At 69.4% G+C, this 1,957-nt stretch carries 2 protein-coding genes; both read left to right on the plus strand.

Annotated elements, in window-relative coordinates:
* Window positions 1–935 (plus strand): biotin/lipoyl-containing protein (locus ACWD3C_RS48440; protein ID WP_451155199.1); only part of this gene is annotated, 935 nt, incomplete at its 5' end.
* 166 nt (window positions 936–1,101) lie between these two features.
* A complete protein-coding gene (locus ACWD3C_RS48445) occupies window positions 1,102–1,866 on the plus strand; it encodes a carboxyl transferase domain-containing protein (protein WP_451155201.1) in 765 nt (254 codons plus the stop codon).
* The last annotated feature ends 91 nt before the right edge of the window (window positions 1,867–1,957 follow it).

The raw sequence follows: 1,957 nt of genomic DNA on the forward strand, positions 1-1,957 counted from the left end.
TCCTCGTCGGCCTGGACGGCACGATCTCCTTCCTGGAGGTCAACACCCGCCTCCAGGTCGAGCACCCGGTCACCGAGGAGGTCACCGGCATCGACTTGGTCCGCGAGATGTTCCGCATCGCCGACGGCGAAGAGTTCGGCTACGAGGACCCGCCGCTGCGCGGCCACTCCTTCGAGTTCCGCATCAACGGCGAGGACCCCGGCCGCGGCTTCCTCCCGGCCCCCGGCACCGTGACCACCTTCGCCCCGCCGTCCGGCCCGGGTGTGCGCCTGGACGCGGGCGTGGAGTCCGGCTCGGTCATCGGCCCGGCCTGGGACTCGCTCCTTGCCAAGCTGATCGTCACCGGCGCCACCCGTGAGCAGGCGCTGCGGCGCGCGGCCCGTGCGCTGGCCGAGTTCAAGGTCGAGGGCATGGCCACGGCCATCCCCTTCCACCAGGCCGTGGTGGTCGACCCCGCCTTCACCGCCGACCCCTTCACGGTCCACACCCGCTGGATCGAGACCGAGTTCGTCAACGAGACCATCCCGTTCGCCGCCGTGCCCACCGACACCGAGGTGGAGGACGCGACGGGCCGCGAGACGGTCGTCGTCGAGGTCGGCGGCAAGCGCCTGGAGGTCTCGCTGCCGTCGTCGCTGGGCATGTCGTCGGCCCGCACGGGTCTGGCCGCCGGGGCCAAGCCCAAGCGCCGGGCAGCCAAGAAGACCGGCACCACCGCGTCCGGCGACACCCTCGCCTCGCCGACGCAGGGCACCATCGTCAAGGTCGCCGTGGAGGAGGGCCAGGAGGTCGAGGATGGCGACCTGGTCGTCGTCCTGGAGGCCATGAAGATGGAACAGCCCCTCAACGCGCACCGCTCGGGCACCGTCAAGTGCCTGTCCGCCGAGATCGGCGCCTCCCTCACCTCCGGCGCCCCCATCTGCGACATCAAGGGCTGACCCGTCCGGCTGGTGCGTCCAGTCATCTGCGGACAGACGACCACGTCACGCGACAGCGCGACAGGAGCCGGAAGACATGCACAGCAAACACAACGCAGCCAAGGACGCCTTGCTCTCACACGTTGTGAGGGCGGCGAACTCCGCGCAAGGACAGGGAGACTCGCTGATGGATGCAGTAAAGAGCAACGCCTCCGCCGCAGGGCAGACCAACATTGTGCTGCGACGGATCGACGAAGCCGTGCACGTCGTGGAGGAACAGCACACCAAAGTCAGGATCACTGCCCGCGAGCGCGTGGAACAGCTGCTCGACGAGGACTCCTTCGTCGAACTGGACGAGACCACCGGGCACCACCCGTGCAACGCGCGGCTGGAGACGACCATCCCACGCCGGCAAGGCGTAGTCACCGGCTACGGCACGGTCGACGGCCGGCCGGTGGCTGTCTTCGCCCAGGACCATACGGTCGTGGGCGGCGCCCTGGGCGAGGCCGCCGGCCGGAAGATCACCAAGGTGATGGACTTCGCGCTGAAGACCGGCTGCCCGGTCATCGCCATCAACGACGCCGGCCGGTCCCGCATCCTGGACAGCGGCAGTGCCCTGGGCGTGCACGGCGAGATCCTCCGCCGCCATGTTCACTCCTCCGGAGTGGTCCCCCAGATCTCACTCATCATGGGGTCGTGCGCAGGCGGCGCGGTCCACTCCCCGGCCCTGGCCGACTTCACCGTCATGGTCGAACGGACCTCCCACATGATCACCACCGGCACCGTGATCCAAGCCCGCACCACCCTCACCGCAGTCACCCCCGAACCACTCCGCATCTCGGGGGAAGCTCAACCCACCATCTGCGCCTGGACCGACCGCGCCACCGCCATTGCACTGCGCCGGCCGTCCCACCCCCGCCCGATCAACACGAGAGGGCCCGCCATCGGCTAGGAGCGTGTCTCAGTAACGAGCAAGCGGCCCGCTGGTCGTGATCGATGGGATCGGTCGCGGCCGTCCCGTGGGCACCTGTGAGGCTGTGGCT

Source organism: Streptomyces sp. NPDC002845, assembly GCF_053591955.1.

What these genes read in the sequence shown, in the direction of transcription:
- ACWD3C_RS48445 (WP_451155201.1), top strand. Translation starts at nt 1,102, where the DNA reads ATGGATGCAGTAAAGAGCAACGCCTCCGCCGCAGGGCAGACCAACATT.